At 47.6% G+C, this 16,226-nt stretch carries 13 protein-coding genes, 1 tRNA gene and 1 riboswitch; of the genes, 6 read left to right on the top strand and 8 right to left on the bottom strand.

What is annotated here, in order from left to right; translation table 11 throughout:
• Positions 1-350 precede the first annotated feature (350 nt).
• From X919_RS0111800 to X919_RS0111790, 3 genes are all read right to left on the bottom strand, one after another.
• The gene (locus X919_RS0111800) at positions 351-854 is read right to left on the bottom strand and encodes a hypothetical protein (protein WP_028900287.1); all 504 of its coding nucleotides are present in this window, start codon (positions 852-854) and stop codon (positions 351-353) included.
• Positions 855-1,017: 163 nt separating this feature from the next.
• A complete protein-coding gene (locus X919_RS0111795) occupies positions 1,018-1,566 on the bottom strand; it encodes a hypothetical protein (RefSeq protein ID WP_253270139.1) in 549 nt (182 codons plus the stop codon).
• Positions 1,567-1,963: 397 nt separating this feature from the next.
• Positions 1,964-2,036: transfer RNA gene (locus X919_RS0111790), tRNA-Met, on the bottom strand.
• Between the two features lie 218 nt (positions 2,037-2,254).
• On the opposite strand from X919_RS0111790, the gene X919_RS0111785 reads away from it, so the two are divergent.
• Genes X919_RS0111785 through X919_RS0111775 form a run of 3 tightly spaced genes read left to right on the top strand, consistent with a single transcriptional unit; the run spans position 2,255 to position 4,333 of the window.
• The gene (locus X919_RS0111785; RefSeq protein WP_004379137.1) at positions 2,255-2,848 is read left to right on the top strand and encodes a TetR/AcrR family transcriptional regulator; all 594 of its coding nucleotides are present in this window, start codon (positions 2,255-2,257) and stop codon (positions 2,846-2,848) included.
• A 28-nt stretch (positions 2,849-2,876) separates the two neighbouring features.
• Positions 2,877-3,629 (top strand): 3-oxoacyl-[acyl-carrier-protein] reductase, encoded by a 753-nt coding sequence (fabG, locus tag X919_RS0111780; protein ID WP_004379136.1) that lies wholly within the window; start codon positions 2,877-2,879, stop codon positions 3,627-3,629.
• A 23-nt stretch (positions 3,630-3,652) separates the two neighbouring features.
• The gene (locus X919_RS0111775) at positions 3,653-4,333 is read left to right on the top strand and encodes an RluA family pseudouridine synthase (RefSeq protein WP_028900285.1); all 681 of its coding nucleotides are present in this window, start codon (positions 3,653-3,655) and stop codon (positions 4,331-4,333) included.
• A gap of 190 nt (positions 4,334-4,523) precedes the next feature.
• Here X919_RS0111775 and ahpC read toward each other — a convergent pair whose 3' ends face one another.
• The 3 genes from ahpC to X919_RS0111760 all read right to left on the bottom strand — a co-directional run bounded on the left by ahpC (position 4,524) and on the right by X919_RS0111760 (position 7,691).
• Positions 4,524-5,090 carry an alkyl hydroperoxide reductase subunit C gene (gene ahpC / locus X919_RS0111770; protein WP_004379134.1) on the bottom strand — a complete coding sequence of 189 codons (567 nt, stop codon included), beginning with the start codon at positions 5,088-5,090 and terminating at the stop codon, positions 4,524-4,526.
• Between the two features lie 45 nt (positions 5,091-5,135).
• The gene (locus tag X919_RS0111765; protein WP_028900284.1) at positions 5,136-5,723 is read right to left on the bottom strand and encodes a superoxide dismutase; all 588 of its coding nucleotides are present in this window, start codon (positions 5,721-5,723) and stop codon (positions 5,136-5,138) included.
• Between the two features lie 615 nt (positions 5,724-6,338).
• Positions 6,339-7,691: an MATE family efflux transporter gene (locus X919_RS0111760; RefSeq protein ID WP_028900283.1), complete on the bottom strand. Its 1,353-nt coding sequence runs from the start codon at positions 7,689-7,691 to the stop codon at positions 6,339-6,341.
• Between the two features lie 17 nt (positions 7,692-7,708).
• Positions 7,709-7,805: riboswitch (purine riboswitch) on the bottom strand.
• Positions 7,806-7,893: 88 nt separating this feature from the next.
• Between X919_RS0111760 and X919_RS0111755 the strand changes: the two genes are divergently transcribed.
• From X919_RS0111755 to X919_RS0111745, 3 genes are all read left to right on the top strand, one after another.
• Complete coding sequence (locus X919_RS0111755; protein ID WP_028900282.1) at positions 7,894-8,883, top strand: lysylphosphatidylglycerol synthase transmembrane domain-containing protein; 990 nt, start codon at positions 7,894-7,896, stop codon at positions 8,881-8,883.
• Between the two features lie 28 nt (positions 8,884-8,911).
• Positions 8,912-10,372 carry an aminoacyl-histidine dipeptidase gene (locus X919_RS0111750; RefSeq protein WP_028900281.1) on the top strand — a complete coding sequence of 487 codons (1,461 nt, stop codon included), beginning with the start codon at positions 8,912-8,914 and terminating at the stop codon, positions 10,370-10,372.
• 276 nt (positions 10,373-10,648) lie between these two features.
• Positions 10,649-13,126 (top strand): bifunctional UDP-N-acetylmuramoyl-tripeptide:D-alanyl-D-alanine ligase/alanine racemase, encoded by a 2,478-nt coding sequence (locus X919_RS0111745; protein WP_028900280.1) that lies wholly within the window; start codon positions 10,649-10,651, stop codon positions 13,124-13,126.
• Between the two features lie 559 nt (positions 13,127-13,685).
• On the opposite strand, the gene X919_RS0111730 is transcribed toward X919_RS0111745, so the two are convergent.
• Positions 13,686-14,786, bottom strand: a complete 1,101-nt coding sequence (locus tag X919_RS0111730) for a DUF4876 domain-containing protein (RefSeq protein ID WP_028900278.1) — start codon at positions 14,784-14,786, stop codon at positions 13,686-13,688.
• Between the two features lie 29 nt (positions 14,787-14,815).
• Positions 14,816-16,222: a hypothetical protein gene (locus X919_RS0111725; protein ID WP_028900277.1), complete on the bottom strand. Its 1,407-nt coding sequence runs from the start codon at positions 16,220-16,222 to the stop codon at positions 14,816-14,818.
• Between the last annotated feature and the right edge of the window lie 4 nt (positions 16,223-16,226).

The raw sequence follows: 16,226 nt of genomic DNA, 5'->3' as shown, positions 1-16,226 counted from the left end.
TGTCCTTAATGGATTGCAGTTGTTGACTATATTTTGCCTTATAGTCTATGGTTACACCATCAGCCTCATTACCTGCATACGGGATGCGCCTGAGGCTGTCTCTTATGTTCAACGATATATACTGCTTTTTTGATTTTACTTCAAATTCTATCATAACTTCTTATTGTTTATGGTTATCACTTATGTAACGTTGTTCTTTCCTGTTTATTGCTTACGGCTTTTAATACCCATATAAGGGTAATGACGAACAATCTATATATGGTTTACCATAGACTTGTTGTTTTAATTGTAATGCGACATAAAAATCGACTCCCAATTTGAAGCATTACTATGTGACGGTTTCTAGGTCGTTAAGGTGTAGACCTTGATTTCTTAAGATTATGTTGCTCCCCAGATTTATAAAGCTCGTATATGGTATATTTGCTATTGTTTTTTGCAATTTTTAAGACAAAGGAAGGGGTTTTGAATTCTTTTGTATTTTTGAAATATCCTAATTGTATATCTTCTATATCCTGCCTGAAGTTATCAGTTACTTCATTTCTAATTAGGTATATTTTTTTTGTAAAAAACTGATATGTATATTGCAAGCTATCTTTACAACTCCAAATATATTCGCTATACTCTGAATTGTCGTAATCCAAATAACCTGTTATATATACAGTATCGGCCTCAAAGATTCTTTCTATCTTTTTTCTGAAAGAAGTTCTAATCCGTCTTGACAGTTTTATATCTATCAAGGAATAATCCTTAGTTGCTTTGGAAAACATTTTAATCACATTGTGCCTTTCCAATAATGTACTCGCAACAGTTATATTAAAAAAGAAAAAAGCTCCGATTAAAAATCTTATTTTCATTTGTTTTATGGTTTGGGGATGATGTGAATCTATCTTAGATTCCTTATTTAATCTGTTTGAGACAATAATAATGCTGTCCCACCACTTTCATTAGTTACAATTAGTAACTAATATGGGTGTTAAGAGGTATTTAAATACTAAAGAATCTGAGTCTCTCATTTCACTAACACTCTACTATGAACATTTCCAATATAGAATTATCTACCACCAAGGAGAATGACCAAACCTTAGGCATGAGGGGATTTATAAGTTCTTCAAAATTATTCTTAAGTACTTCCTTTATTGTTTCCCGTTCTATGCTATTATAAAAGTGCCAAGATAGGTATTTTCCCCAAAGACGAGTCGCTTCACGGTAACCATCTGCTTGCATTTGTCTTACATATGTTCCGCCCTTAAATAAAACTATAATATTAAAAGTTTGCAATGCTGAAGGAAGATAACAATGCTGAACAATATATGCTTCAATTATTTTTCCATTGACTTTTTCATATAAGCAACTAATATGATGTAACTTCTTCAAGGGTATTTCCTCTATATCTCCACTATATATATGTTGCTTCGCTTTAGACTTGCTAATATTACCAATATGTGGAAATTTCAACGCGTCAACCCATTGGCTCATAGCAACTTTCATAGAAACTGCATCTATTTGTAAAACGTCTGTTTTTTCCCCATATTGATAATTGGTTATAAAAGTATATTTGTCCATCATCTATTACCTTTATGGTTTCTACTATGATTTTCACCACTGAAAATTTCTACGTTCATTGGCCCGATTCATTTGTCTCTGTACGTTGTCAAACGAAAGTGCACAACTGCAAATATAGTTATTTATGCTGTAATTTCATTCTTTTATGCTCAGAAATTCTTTTGTTGATTGAATTTTGCTTTATTGTTTCTCTTATCCTTTTAATTTTCTCCCCTTGGCCTAAATATACATCTCTTGGTGTAAGATTATCCAACGATTTATGAAATATCCTCTCATTATAGCCCCCATTGGGTGATAGCCTTTTCTAATTCAGCGGGACAGAAAATATCTTGAATATGTGGAAAGCAGGGTATAACGAAAACAGGGAATGTAGAAAAGAACTACACTCCCTGTTTTGAGGTTGCGGAGGCAAGACTCGAACATGCGACCTCCAGGTTATGAGCCTGGCGAGCTACCAACTGCTCCACTCCGCGATTTGTATTATTTTTAAAGAAAATCAACATGCCTTTGCAAGGCAATCTCATTGATTTCGTTTGCAAAGGTAGCATGTTTTTCTTTAACACGCAAATATCTACGTTATTTTTTTTTGTAAGGTCTAAAAAAAAGGAGGTTTGTTGTCTATCTGAAATAAAACTTATACTTTTGCGCACAAGAGTCGAGATGTGCAATTAATCGTTAAGGGAGAATTACGATGTCAATATCAAAAACGAGACAGAAGTTGGTGGATGTTGCACGGCTTTTATTTGCAAAGAATGGCATTGCCAATACAACAATGAACGACATTGCTTTGGCATCGGGTAAAGGCCGGCGCACGCTCTACACCTATTTTAACCGAAAGGAAGATGTTTATTCGGCTGTTATCGAGTCGGAGTTAGAGCGTTTATCAGACAAATTAGACGAGGTGGCGAGCATGAAGATGCGTCCACAGGAGAAAATTATTGAGCTGATTTACACGCATCTGAGCATGATTCGCGAGACCGTTGTGCGCAACGGCAACCTGCGTGCTGAGTTTTTTCGCAACATTTGGATGGTGGAAAAGGTGCGAAAGAATTTCGATGAAGACGAGATTGAGCTCTTCAGAAAGGTTTATGCCGAAGGGAAGAGCGAGGGCGAATTTGACATTGACGACATCGACTTGGTGGCCGACATCACACATTATTGCATTAAAGGACTTGAAGTGCCGTTCATTTACGGGCGTTTGGGCCATGGTTTGACCGAAGCTTCGAGCAAACCTTTAGTGGCAAAAGTAGTGTATGGTGCTTTAGGGAAATCAATCAACCGATAATTATTTGAATTAAATTTAAGTATAAAAAATGGGAATTTTAAGTGGAAAGACAGCCCTGATTACAGGCGCTGCACGCGGCATTGGTAAAGCCATTGCCCTGAAGTTTGCTGCAGAAGGTGCAAACATTGCATTTACCGATTTGTTTATCGACGAAGAACATGGCGGCTTAGCCACCGAACGTGAGATTGCTGCATTGGGCGTAAAGGCAAAAGGTTATGCCAGCAACGCCGCAGACTTTGCACAGAGCGAAGAGGTGGTGAAGCAAGTGAAGGACGAATTTGGCAGCATCGATATCTTGGTCAACAACGCCGGTATCACGAAAGACGGTTTGATGTTGCGCATGACCGAGCAGCAATGGGATGCCGTTATCGCTGTGAACTTGAAGAGCGCCTTCAACTTTATCCACGCCTGCGTGCCTGTCATGATGCGTCAGCGTGGCGGTTCAATCATCAACATGGCCTCGGTTGTCGGCGTGCATGGCAACGCAGGCCAAAGCAACTACGCTGCTTCGAAGGCCGGATTGATTGCTTTAGCGAAGAGTGTGGCACAAGAGATGGGTCCCAAAGGCATTCGTGCAAACGCCATTGCACCAGGATTTATCGACACGGCTATGACGCAAGCCCTCTCTGACGAAGTGCGCAAGGAATGGACCAGCAAGATACCTTTGCGCCGTGGTGGAACGGTTGACGACATTGCCAACACGGCTATCTATTTGGCATCCGACCTCTCGAGCTACGTTTCGGGGCAAGTCATCCAGGTAGATGGTGGTATGAACATGTAGGATGCCCTTAACATCATCGTGTTTTGATACCCGTTTACGAAGATAATCACATTATTATTGTCTACAAGCAGAGTGGCGAAATCGTTCAAAGCGACAAGACGGGCGATGTGCCACTCTCTGACATTGTGCGGCAATATATTCGCGAAGAGCACCACAAACCGGGGAATGTTTACCTCGGTGTGGTACATCGTCTCGATCGCCCTGTGTCGGGCTTGGTGATGTTTGCCAAAACATCGAAAGCACTGACGCGACTGAACAACATGTTTCGGGCGGGCGAGGTGCACAAGACCTATTGGGCCATCACGAAGAATTGTCCGCCGCAACCCGAGGCAACGCTCACGAACTGGCTGCTCAAAAACGAGCAACAGAACAAGAGTTATGCCTATGACCACGAAGTGCCGCGGTCGAAGAAGGCCATCTTGCACTACAAGCTCATTGCGGCTTCGGAGAATTATCATTTGTTGGAGATCAACTTGCTCACAGGCCGACACCACCAAATTCGGTGTCAGTTGGCCGAGATGGGCTGCCCCATCAAAGGCGATTTGAAGTATGGTGCGGCACGCAGCAACCCCGGTGGCAACATTGATTTGCTGTCACATCATGTGTCGTTTGTGCATCCTGTCTCTAAGGAACTCATTGAACTCACATCGCCTTTGCCCGACGATTTGTTGTGGCATCGCTTGGCAGCGAGCGTGAAACCTTAGTGCGTGCAAACGACATGCAGCGCCTCAACCCCATGAAAAAAGTGCTGACAAGCAAATTGTCAGCACTTTGTGTATAGCCGTGGTGGCATCGGATATGTCCTTTCTGCAACCGATGCACAAGCTACTGTTTTCTATCGTGTAATTTCGTTATAGTCTATTGCTACTTCTTTTTTGAAGATTTTGGAGCGATTTAGAGCTTGCCCACCAAGTCAACACCTGGTTTGAGCGTTTCTTTTCCGCGTGTCCAACGTGCTGGGCACACCTCACCTTGATGCGTAGCAACAAACTGTGCTGCCTCGATTTTGCGCACCAACTCGTCGGCGTTGCGGCCGATGTTGTTATCCTGTATCTCGGCAATTTTAATCAGTCCCTCGGGATTTACGACAAATGTGCCACGATAGGCGATGCCCTCATCCTCTTTGTAGACGCCAAAGGCCTTTGCCAACACAGCCAAAGGGTCGGCCAGCATGGTGTATTCAATGTTTTTGATGCGAGGCGAAGCGTCATGCCATGCCTTGTGCACAAAATGCGTGTCACAGCTCACCGAGAATACCTCGACGCCCATTTCCTTGAGCTGTGCATATTTGTCCTGCAAATCCTCCAACTCGGTGGGGCAAACAAAGGTGAAATCGGCGGGATAGAAGAAAAACACGGCCCATTTGCCTTCGATGTCCTTGTTGGAAACTTCGATGAAGTCGTTCCCCTTGAACGCGTTCACCTTGAATTCAGTTACGTGTGAATTGATAATTGAAGCCATAATCATTTTTATTTTAAAGCGTGAATGAAATCATTTTCTTGCGTTTTAACCTTTCAACCTGTCGGCCACAACCTGCCAGTTGATGATTTGCCAAACGGCCTGCACATGATCGGCGCGACGATTGAAATAGTCGATGTAGTAGGCATGTTCCCACACGTCGATGCCCAACAGCGGTGTCTCATTGTTGCGCAGCGGATTGCCTGCATTGCTCTCTTTGCGAATGACCAAACGGCCATCTTGCTGCTGAGCCAACCATGCCCATCCTGAGCCAAAGAGCGTGAGAGCGGCCTGTGTGAACTGCTCTTTGAAGGTGTCGAAGCTGCCAAAATCGCGATTAATCAGTTCGAGCAGCGTGCCCGTGGGCTGATTGTCGGCCTTGGCTGGCATGAACTGCGTGAAATAAAGGGCGTGGTTGAGTGTCTGGCCGGCATTGTTGAACAACGGACCTTCGGGCACCTCGGCCACCAACTCCTCAACGCTCTTCGTGCTCCAAGGCGTGTCCTTCACGAGCGAAGCCAGCGTGTTGACGTAGTTTTGCAAATGCTTGCCATAGTGATAAGCTATGGTTTCGCGGCTGATAACGGGTTCTAAAGCATTGTCTGCATAGGGCAGAACGGGCATTTCTATTTTCATATTTGTTTTATTTTAATCGTGAAACTTTGTTTTTATTTTTTTCGTTTGCAAAGTTAACCGATTTGCGTTTTGCCTCCAACTCAAAAAATCTATGCGCAAATAGAATTTTTCAATCTTGCTGGAGTTCCAGCAGCCCCATTTTTTTCATTTTCAGCCTTGCTAATTTGTTAGCAGCCCCGTTTTTTTCATTTTTAGCCTTGCTAATTTGTTAGCAGCCCCGTTTTTTTCATTTTCAGCCTTGCTAATTTGTTAGCAGCCCCGTTTTTTTCATTTTCAGCCTTGCTGGAACTCCAGCAGCCCCACTCTCCCCTCCCCCTCCAACATAAAACACAAAAAAGCAGGCAAGAGAAAATCTCCTGCCTGCCCAAAATAATATTTTAATATAAAAACCTTTTCGTTTGAAAAGCGGGGGTTCGTTGTTAACGAAGTTTTCCGCTTAAGTTAATTGCCTGTGCAACCATTACTGCAACAATAGCAAATGTCATTAATGTTACCATAACTTTTTTCCTTTCTTTTAAATTGTTATCCTTAAAATCACGATGCAAAGGTAACATGAAAACAGGCGCAACGCAAGTTTTTCGGCCAAAAGGGGCTACAAACAGGCGTTTTGTTGACTTAGGTCAAACTTTTGGCCTTGCGGATGGCGCGGCGAAAGCTCCACCAATAGAGCAGCCCAGCCGTGGTGAGCCCCACGGGGAAAGAGCTCCAGATGCCCACTAATCCGCCGCGAAGCCAAATGCCCATGACATAGCTCAGCGGCAACGAGATGACAAAGAATGCCACAAAGGCCACCACCATCAGCGGACGCACGTGGGAGAGGCCGCGCAGGGCGTTGGCATAGTTGGACTGCATGCCGTCGCCAAATTGATAGATGATGAAGGGGATGATGGTCAATGAAACGATATTCACCACTTCAGCAGACGAGGTGAAGAGGGCGCCGATGCTGTTGCGGAACAAGAAAATGGGGATGCTGATAGCCACGGCCATGCAGAGAATGAGTTGAAATCCGGCATGCGCCACCGTCTCGGCCTGCTGGTAGTTGTGTTGCCCATGAAAATTGCTTACGCGGATGGCTACGGCGGCCGACATGCCATAGTAGAGCATATAGCCCAACTGGCTAATGGTGAGCATCACTTGGTGGGCGGCCAAAGCTGTGGTGCCAATCCATCCCACCATAACGCTCGACAGGCTGAAGGCGGCCGTCTCCATGCCCATCTGCAAGGCCAAAGGCCAGCCTTGCTTGTTTTGATAAAGAAAATCGTGGCTGTTGACGCTTTGGCTGAAAAAGCCGTGCCGATAGCGTTGGTTGCGCGGATGCACAAAAAACAACGTGGCCAACGCCAAACACATGAACACGCGCGAGAGCATGGTGGACAAACCCGCCCCAAAAAGTCCCATTTCGGGGCAACCCAAATGGCCATAAATAAAGATGTAGTTACCTGCGATGTTGAGCAAATTACCCACTATCATCACCACCATCGACGTGACGGTGTTCGACGTTCCATCGAAGAACTGCTTGAAGGTGTTAAAGCCGATGACGAAGGGTATCGACACCAAATTGATGAGGAAATAGGGGCGCATGAACCGCAAGAGCTCGGCTGGCTGCCCCAAACGATTTAAATTAAGGTAGAGCGTGGTCATGACAGCCAGCAGGATGAGCGTGAGCACACCTCCGGCCGCCAAACCATTTTTCAACGCTCCGCCGATGGCTTCGGGATTCGATTGGCCATAAAATCGGCCAATGATGGGCGTTAATCCGTAAGAAAATCCTAAACCAAAAAGCAATGCCAAAGTAAACATGTTGGTGACAAAGCTGGCGGCGGCTAACTCGGGCAGCGAGTGGTGGCCTATCATCAGCGTGTCGGCAAAACCCAACACAATCGTGCCCAACTGCCCTATCGTGATGGGCACGCCCAAGCGAATGAGGGCGGGATACTGCGCCGTGTACTTCTGAAAAGAATGTTGCATCGTTGTTGTTGTTTCTACAATTAAAAAAGAACTATCATAGACTGCTGTTTGCGGCAGCAGGTAGAAACGTCTGACCCATTACAAACCTATACGATAGTGGTTGCAAAAGTAGGCCTTTTTTCGTTCCCCAACAAATAATCTACGGGGTTTTATTTGGGTATTCCGCGTGATTTTCCTAAATTTGTCTCGTCAAAACAAGCAAGTGAAAAGAAATATTTCCAACATATTCAAAATCATTCTACCGTTGCTTTTGGGCGGCGCCATCCTTTACTGGATGTATCGCGGATTTGATTTCCACAAGGTGAACGACGTGCTGTTTCACCAAATGAACTGGACGTGGATGATTTTGTCGTTTCCCTTTGGCATTTTAGCACAGGCTTTTCGTGGGTGGCGCTGGCAACAGACCTTAGCACCGATGCACGAGTATCCGCGCCGCAAAACCACGGTCTATGCCGTGTTCCTCTCCTATGCCGTGAGCCTCATTGTGCCGCGCATGGGCGAATTCACGCGATGCGGCGTGCTGAAACACTACGACGGCGTGTCGTTTCCCAAAGCCATCGGAACCGTTGTCACGGAGCGCATCATTGACTCGCTGTTGGTGCTGCTCATCGCGGGTATCACGTTCCTCTCGCAAATTCCCGTCTTCATGCGCTTCTTCGCCAAGACGGGCACGCGCATCGACACGTTTCTCACCAACTTTTCGGCCGCAGGCTGGGCTGTGACCTTTACCTGTGGCGCAGCTGTTTTCCTACTGGTTTATTACCTCTATCGGCGGTTGGCAGTGACCAGCAAAATCAAATCGACGATCAATAGCGTGTGGCAAGGCATCGTTTCTTTAAGGAACGTGCGCAATGTGCCCTTATTCCTTTGCTACACCCTCGGCATTTGGGCCAGCTATTTCCTGCACTATTACCTCACATTTTTCTGCTTCACCGCCACATCTTCACTCTCGTTTTCGTGCGCCATGGTGACGTTCATCGTGGGCAGTATTGCCGTCATCGTGCCCACGCCCAACGGTGCTGGCCCGTGGCACTTCGCCGTAAAGACGATGCTGATGCTCTATGGCGTGGCCGAATTTGCCGCCCTCAACTTCGTGCTCATCGTGCACAGCATTCAAACACTCTTAGTCGTTGCGATGGGCATATATGCTTGGATTGCACTGCTCTTCATGAAGCGGCGGCAAAGTAAATAGAACATATCAACCATAAAAAAATATAAGTATGCGTGAAATTGCAAAATTAGAACCCACATGCGTCTGGCGACACTTTGACGCCCTAACGCAAGTTCCCCGTCCATCGGGACATTTAAAACCCGTACAACAATTCTTGCTCGATTTTGCCAAGCAAGCAGGTGTCGAAGCTTTTGTCGATGCAGGAAACAACGTGGTAATGCGTAAGCCAGCCACACCCGGCATGGAAAATCGAAAGACCGTGCTCATGCAAGCTCACATGGACATGGTACCACAGAAGAGTCCCGAGAGCCAACACAATTTCGAAACCGATCCTTTAGAGACTTATGTTGATGAAGAAGGATGGGTGCGTGCGCGCAACACTACCTTGGGTGCCGACGATGGCATTGGCGTTGCCGCTATCATGGCGGTGATGGAAGCAAAGGACTTGCAGCATGGCCCCATCGAAGCGCTCATCACCGCAGACGAAGAGACGGGCATGTTTGGCGCAAATGATTTACCCACAGGCGAGTTACACAGCGACATTTTGATGAATCTTGACTCCGAAACGTGGGGGAAATTCGTCATTGGCAGTGCGGGCGGCATCGACATCACCGCGACATTGGGCTATCAGCCTGTACCTGCAGACACAACCCACACCGCACTTCGCGTGACACTGAAGGGATTGCGCGGAGGTCACTCGGGATTGGAAATTCACGAAGGGCGCGCCAACGCAAACAAGTTGATGGTGCGTTTCGTGCGCAAGGCGATTGCCGAATGTGGCGCGCAGCTCGTCAGCTGGGAAGGGGGAAACATGCGCAACGCCATTCCGTTCAAGGCCGAGGTTGTGCTCACCATGCCACAGGATAAAGCCGAAGCGGTTAAAGCTTTAGTTGTAGCATACAAAGCTTGTTTCTGCGACGAATATAAGACTATCGAGCCAGGCTTGGAGTTCTTTACCGAAGTAACGGCGCTTCCGAGCGAGGTCGTTCCCACCGAGATACAAGACAACCTCGTCAATGCCATCTACGCATGCCACGATGGCGTGGTACGCATGATTCCGGCTTATCCCGACGTCGTAGAGACATCGAGCAACTTAGCCATTATCAACATCGCAAACGGCAAGGCAGCCATCAAGATTCTTGCGCGCTCTTCCCGAGAAGACATGAAGGAGTATATTGCCACCACGCTCGAGAGCTGTTTCAACATGGCGGGCATGAAAGTGGAAATGAGCGGCAGCTATGGCGGCTGGGACCCCAATCCTGAGAGTGAGGTGCTCCACTTGCTCAAGAAAATCTATCGCGAGCAAAATGCGAAAGAAGCCATCGTCCAGGTTGACCACGCCGGCTTAGAATGTTCCGTCATCTTAGGCAAGTATCCAGGCATGGACGTCGTCAGTCTCGGTCCCACAATCCGAAGCCCACACACAACCAACGAACGGTGCGAGATCGCATCCATCCTGCCATTCTGGAACTTATTGAAGCAAGCACTCCTTGAAGTGCCGCAGAAATAAAACTTCATCTCTACAACATTAATTTGCTGCTTGCTGTGCTGTTTTTTACAACAACCTGCAAGCAGCAACTATTTTCATATAAGCGATTTACAACATATCGCAAGCCTTCTTTCCTCCCCAAACAGAAACATTCTACAGCGACACAACACAAGCATGCTGCCCACTGGAAAATTCGTTTTTCCCTCGCGCGCAACCCACGCATTTAGCAGCTTATTATTTTGTCATGTCCTCGCTTTGCAGTAATTTTGTGGGAAAATAAAAAATAATAATCGCACGATGACTTATTCAATTGAAAAAGTAACCACGCTTATTGGCGCACGTCGTTTTGGCGAGCGCGACACCCAAATAAGCTTCATCCTTTCCGACAGTCGTTCGCTCTGCTTCCCTGAGGAAACCTTATTTTTCGCCTTGCGCAGCGGCCGCAACGATGGGCATCGCTACATTAACGAGCTTTATGCACGCGGCGTCCAAAATTTTGTTGTCGCAACGCTCCCGCAAGACTTCGCGCAACGTTATCCCGACGCCAATTTCTTGTTAGTGACCGACACTTTGGAAGCGCTGCAACGCTTAGCCGAAAGGCACCGTGACGAGTTCAATGTGCCAATCATCGGAATCACCGGCAGCAATGGAAAGACGATGGTGAAAGAATGGTTAAACCAGCTTCTCAGCGGCGACTTCATGGTGACACGTTCCCCACGCAGCTATAACTCGCAAGTGGGCGTTCCGCTGAGCGTCTGGCTCTTAGATCGACACTCCGAGCTGGGTATTTTCGAAGCCGGAATCAGCAAACCAGGCGAAATGCGAGCATTGCGTAACATCATACAGCCCACGATAGCTGTGCTTACTAACATCGGAGACGCTCACCAAGAGAATTTCGATAGTCGCGAAGCTAAATGCATGGAGAAGTTGCAACTTTTTCACGATGCACAAGTTGTCGTCTACAATGGCGACGATGTTCTCGTGAAGCATTGCATTAGCGAGCAACATGATTTGCATGCCGAACAGCTGTTTTGGTCGTGCGCGGATGCCGCAGCCCCCTTCTATATAGAAAAGGTGGAAAAGAGCGACTCCGCAACCCTCGTGACCTATCGCTACGCAGGCGAGACGAACAGCTATCGGCTGCCGTTCATCGACGAGGCCTCCATTAGCAACTCCTTTGCTTGTGCGCTCGTTGCCCTTAAATTGGGTATCAGTCCCGAAACCTTAGCGCAACGCATGGCGCAGTTAGAGCCTATCGCCATGCGCTTGGAGGTGAAAGAGGGACAGCATGGGTGCACACTCATTAACGACAGCTACAACTCCGACATCAATGCGTTAGACATCGCATTAGACTTTATGAATCGCCGCCCCGACCATCAAGGCCGCCGACACACGTTGATTCTGAGCGACATCTTCCAGAGCGGCCTCACACCCGATGCGCTCTATCGCGAGGTGGGCACGCTTTGCCGCCAACGCGGCATCGAAAAGTTCATTGGCATTGGGAGCGAGCTCTGTGCCCATGCCCTATCCATCGAGGTGCCCGAGAAACACTTCTTTCCCACCGTTGAAGACTTCATCTCCAGTGCGGCCTTTAGCCAACTCCACGATGAAGTCATCTTGTTGAAAGGGGCACGCAGCTTTAACTTCGAGCAAATCACCGACCTCCTTGTGAAACGCGTACACGAGACCACGCTCGAAGTAAACCTCAATGCGGTGGTGAAAAATCTTAATTATTATCGCAGTTTCTTGCATGCGAGCACAAAATTGGTTTGCATGATCAAGGCCGACGCCTATGGGGCGGGCAGCGTAGAGATTGCGAAGACCCTGCAAGAGCATAGGGTGGACTACTTAGCCGTGGCCGTGGCCGACGAGGGCGTTACGTTGCGCCGCAATGGCATCACGAGCAACATCATGATCATGAATCCCGAAATGACAGCCTTCAAGACGATATTCGACTACGATTTGGAGCCCGAAGTTTACTCCTTCCGCCTGCTCGACGCCCTTGTGAAGTCTGCCGAAAAGGAAGGAATCACTGGATACCCCGTACATATTAAGCTCGACACTGGCATGCACCGCTTAGGCTTCAATCCGCGAGAAGACATGAACGAGTTGATTGCCCGATTGAAACGTCAGAATGCCATCATTCCTCGCTCGGTGTTCAGCCACTTCGTTGGGTCGGACAGCGACGACTTCGATCACTTCAGCGACGAGCAATATCAACTCTTCCTACTCGGTAGTGAACAACTGCAAGCTGCTTTCGACCACAAGATTTTACGCCATATGGACAATAGCGCTGGCATCGAGCACTTCCCCGAGCGACAAATGGACATGTGCCGCCTTGGGCTGGGCCTCTATGGCATCAATCCACGCAATAACAAGACACTGAACAACGTCAGCACCTTGCAGACCACCATCTTGCAGCTACATCGCGTGCCGCAAGGAGAAAGCATCGGATATAGTCGCAAAACATTCCTCACACGAGATAGTATCATCGGTGCAATACCCATAGGATATGCCGATGGACTCGACCGCCGACTCAGTAATCGCAAAGGTTACTGCCTCGTGAACGGCAAACGGGCCGACTACGTGGGAAATATTTGCATGGATGTGGCGATGATTGATGTCACCGACATTGCGTGTCAGGAAGGCGACCGCGTGGAGGTATTCGGCGACCATCTTCCCGTCACCGCATTGAGCGATATCATGGGAACAATCCCCTATGAGGTGCTCACAGGCATCAGCAACCGCGTAAAGCGCGTTTATTTCCAAGACTAAAGCATGCCGATTTGCTGAAATAAACTTGTATAAAAGAGATTAACGTTATTACATAATAGAAACACACTCGAGAAATAACGCTCAAGTGTGTTTCTATTTTTTGCCTTTTTTGCATATTTCTCCGCAAGTCTGTTCCCGAGTGGAAATGTATTTGCGGAACTCTCCGCAAGTCTGTTTCCGAGTGGAAATATGTTTGCGGAACTCTCCGCAAGTCTGTTCCCGAGTGGAAATGCGTTTGCGGAACTCTCCGCAAGTCTATTCCCAAGTGGAAATGTGTTTGCGGAACTCTCCGCAAGTCGTTCCAGAGCGGAATCACATTTGCGGAACATTCCGCAAACATGTCGTTTTTTGAATTTTGGCTTGCGCATGATTATTTCATGAATGCACAAAGATATATTTTCTATGCGAGTAGCATTCTTGTATAATTACTCATTCATATTACACATGCGAGTAATTTCGCGAGGATATAAAAAGAAAGCACCATCTTTGCGAGCCATGTCGCAAAGATGGTGCTATTTTGGAATAGATTTTCGGGAAGTGTAAAAATCAATAAACTACATCATTTAATGGGGTTGCCCTTCTTATCGCGTCGCGATAGCGATGCCACCTTCACTTCGAAGTCGCTCTTTGAGTTGTCGTCGTCGACAAACTTGCGTCCGTCCCACTTCCTGGTGAGCGCTAAGCCCGAATATATGGGCAAGTCGCTCGACTTTAACGACGAGAAGCCAACATCGGTCACTGCGTTGTATCCCTTATCCAATTTGCTTGGTCGCATTTGGAAACGGCTCTTAGGACAAATCGTCATGCAGTCAATCACGTGGTCAAAGGGAACCTCTATAACATAGAAATCGGCAAATTGGCTACTTGTGACGGTAATATAATGTCGGTAACCTTTGTGATCCTTGCTATCGCTGAGGTTCTTTTTGAAGTCGTCGGGCGTCCAAGGCAAGCGGACGAGTGCCAACCCCGTGTGTTCAGAGAGAAAAGTGAGTTCGAACTGCCACGCAAGCTTGCCATCGGCTTTCTTCGTCATATAGATGGGCTGCATATCAGGCACGTCGGGATTATTTTTGTCGTTTCGACCTCCCGTGGGCATCGTCCATTCAAAATCGGCCTTTGTGAGGTCAAGAAAAGCCTCGTATCCTTTGTACATATCAAGGTCGAGCTCCTCCCCTTCCTCCTCGGCACTAGCGCGCAAGTCTGCGATGAAACGCTTTTCGTGGTCGATGGCATACTTTGCGATGATGACAGATTTATGAGGTTGCACGGGATACTGCGTGCCGTTTCCGGGGAAAAAAGAAATAGCACTCACACCGTAATATCGATTGATAAAGTCATCTTTAGGAGCAAACTGAATGATAGTAGTGGGGTCAATTGCATTTGTACAAAGTGCCAGCCCGTCGAGATACTTAATCTCGTCCGTGGGATTATAAATCTCGATGTATTGGTCGTCGTTATACATTTGCGGTTGATTGCGCATGCCCCATCGTCGCACGTCACGCACCCAATAATGGCCTGCGTAGAAGACTTCTTTGATAAGAAGATGATCGACGCGCGTTTTCGAGGTGGTTCGCTTCTCGGGAAGCTCATTTCGAACGCAACCCGTGAGCGCAACAAGCAGCAGAAGTGCTGCATATCGAATGTGAGAAATTGTTTTCATATTGTGTTGTTGTGATAAATCATCGTTCGTTATAGAAACCAGTTGCCTAAGCCGCGCCCACCTCCGACGCCGTGGGTTTGCACGTTTTGAGCGGCTTCGAGTGCTTCTTCCGGTGTCAAACCAATTTCAAGACCTAAATAATAATAAAGCGGATCGTTGGGATCGATGGTTGTGGGGTCGGTATCGAAGCTACTGCAGAACACTTTGATGGGAATGTTGAAGCGCAACACCTCTTTCCACTCTGAATTGTTGCCATATTCTTTCGCCTCATCGGGGTTATAGGCCTCCGCGCAGATAAAGGGACTGAGAAATTCGTAGGTGGAGTGGCGCTGCAAGTATGCGTCGCGCGGAATGAGAGCCTTTCTGCCCTTCGGGCACTTCATGACGCGCACCGAAAGGAAGAATCGGGGCAGCAAATAGGATGGGCGCGTGTACATGCCCGTCTCTCCTGTGGCGGGATTCATGCGGCGAGTGATTTCAAGCGGCCACTCGGTGTGACGGCTGTCGTTCTCGTCGGCTTCAATATCAAAATTGAAGTGTCCTTTCAATCCCACACGATCTTGGTCGTAAGGCGCCACTGCCCAGTCGGCGTCCGTGCGTCCTAAAGGAGGAAGCAGGCGCTGATTAAACAATTCACGCGCTCCGTCGGCCATAGCATCGTGAATCCATGTGTCGCGGTAGGTGTATTCAAAGACTTTCGGGGTGGCATTAGCCCGTTGTTTCCACGAAATGCTATCGGCAAAGAAAGGAGATGGCACGGGAGTTGTGTCGATAGTGCCTCCCCGCCTCCATTCTCCATAGGAAGTGTGCCTCGGATGCCACGTTCCACGGCAATCGGTCACTGTGTAGGGCTGCCCTTTGTCGTCGACGTCGCTCACGGTGAAAAAGATTTGATACTCATCCGAGTGGTTGAGGATATCGTCGTTGAGGAGCCGTCCCTCTTTGTCGAAGAAGTAGAGACACAAGCCCCAGCGCTTCAACCTTCCGCCAATGATGCGGATATAGTCGGGTCCGCGCTTTCCCTCGTTTTGCTCTAAGAAGGTAACGGTGCTTTGGCGATCTACCGCAACCGTGGGCCAGGCTGTATTGTTGTTGTGGATGATGACAAATTGCTCCTGTCGCCACGGCGCGTTGCGATAGACAAAGTTCCCATGCATCATTCCGTCGCCATGCGAATGTCCTTCCTTAAACATAGCCAAGCATGTGGCCCAGTTGTTGAATGCGCCTTGCGGATCGGGGTTGTTGATGGGCTGCGTCACCTTTATTTTCATCAGACTATCCACGTAGCGGTCGGCTCCGCTGTGTGCGATGCCTTTCGCAGCTAAGGGATTCTCGCTATAATCAACGTGGACGTTGCCAAATACGAAGTCGTCACACGCCGTGCAAAGTGCGGAGATGCCCGCGACGATAAATATATGTCGAAATATTCTATTCATTGTT

This window comes from Prevotella sp. HJM029 (genome assembly GCF_000599605.1).
In the GTDB taxonomy this organism is placed as follows: domain Bacteria; phylum Bacteroidota; class Bacteroidia; order Bacteroidales; family Bacteroidaceae; genus Prevotella.
The sequence above is the reverse complement of the archived record's forward strand: the minus strand, read 5'-3'. Positions and strand labels throughout refer to the sequence as shown.

Bases quoted from the DNA above. Each gene is read 5' to 3' on its own strand.
- X919_RS0111800 (WP_028900287.1), bottom strand. From the start codon at position 854: ATGAAAATAAGATTTTTAATCGGAGCTTTTTTCTTTTTTAATATAACT.
- X919_RS0111750 (WP_028900281.1), top strand. From the start codon at position 8,912: ATGCGTGAAATTGCAAAATTAGAACCCACATGCGTCTGGCGACACTTT.
- X919_RS0111795 (WP_253270139.1), bottom strand. From the start codon at position 1,566: ATGATGGACAAATATACTTTTATAACCAATTATCAATATGGGGAAAAA.
- X919_RS0111765 (WP_028900284.1), bottom strand. From the start codon at position 5,723: ATGAAAATAGAAATGCCCGTTCTGCCCTATGCAGACAATGCTTTAGAA.
- X919_RS0111730 (WP_028900278.1), bottom strand. From the start codon at position 14,786: ATGAAAACAATTTCTCACATTCGATATGCAGCACTTCTGCTGCTTGTT.
- ahpC (WP_004379134.1), bottom strand. From the start codon at position 5,090: ATGGCTTCAATTATCAATTCACACGTAACTGAATTCAAGGTGAACGCG.
- X919_RS0111745 (WP_028900280.1), top strand. From the start codon at position 10,649: ATGACTTATTCAATTGAAAAAGTAACCACGCTTATTGGCGCACGTCGT.
- fabG (WP_004379136.1), top strand. From the start codon at position 2,877: ATGGGAATTTTAAGTGGAAAGACAGCCCTGATTACAGGCGCTGCACGC.
- X919_RS0111785 (WP_004379137.1), top strand. From the start codon at position 2,255: ATGTCAATATCAAAAACGAGACAGAAGTTGGTGGATGTTGCACGGCTT.
- X919_RS0111725 (WP_028900277.1), bottom strand. From the start codon at position 16,222: ATGAATAGAATATTTCGACATATATTTATCGTCGCGGGCATCTCCGCA.
- X919_RS0111760 (WP_028900283.1), bottom strand. From the start codon at position 7,691: ATGCAACATTCTTTTCAGAAGTACACGGCGCAGTATCCCGCCCTCATT.